This is a genomic window from Pseudomonas avellanae BPIC 631, assembly GCF_000444135.1.
GTDB classification, from domain to species: domain Bacteria; phylum Pseudomonadota; class Gammaproteobacteria; order Pseudomonadales; family Pseudomonadaceae; genus Aquipseudomonas; species Aquipseudomonas avellanae.
Window position 1 is genome coordinate 1 of the sequence record NZ_ATDK01000550.1, and the last position, 615, is coordinate 615.

The 615-nt window shown below is 49.9% G+C and carries 1 pseudogene; it reads right to left on the reverse strand.

Going from position 1 to position 615, the window contains the following annotated elements:
* Positions 1-113 precede the first annotated feature (113 nt).
* Positions 114-515 (reverse strand): annotated as a pseudogene (locus DW49_RS1000000134430) (hypothetical protein); the annotation flags it as partial.
* Between the last annotated feature and the right edge of the window lie 100 nt (positions 516-615).

Here is a 615-nt window from a genome sequence, read left to right on the forward strand (position 1 = left end):
TCTTCTTCTGGGCACCAATTGAAAAAAACCGAGCCAATGGCTCGGTTTTTTGCGTTGTGGGTTGCACCTACATATCAATTGAGCAAACCACGCCTACGGCAGACACATTCAGCTTATGGCTTTATGCCGTAGCCGTGGGCCGATCCTCCGCCCCCTGTCACGGGTAGATCGACCTCATCTTTATCTTGGCCAGTGTCTGGGTAATAGGACTTTCTGTTTAAAAGACCAGATCTATCACTTGTCCAGACATTTCGCGGCCGTGTAAGACCATCAGTCGATACCGGAAAATCGATATCCAACTTATCACCGCCTTCCTTACGGAGCGCTTGCCAGTAAAGCAGACTAGGAATGACAAGACCTCTGGCGTCGGCAAGCTGCTGGGCCGCTAGATAGCCAGTGAAATTCAGGTACTCCAGCGTGGAGATACCCTGAACGGTGACTGTCACATACACAACATTCCCGCCAGAATCTCTCACCTGAACAAATACAGATCCATTCTTCCTGGCCATCAACACGTGTTGGCGCTGATTGAAAACTGACCCACCCTGCCGATTGAAAATTGACCCAGGACGGATTGCTGATTTCTGTCCCAGCAATTGTGGATAAGCTTAGCAG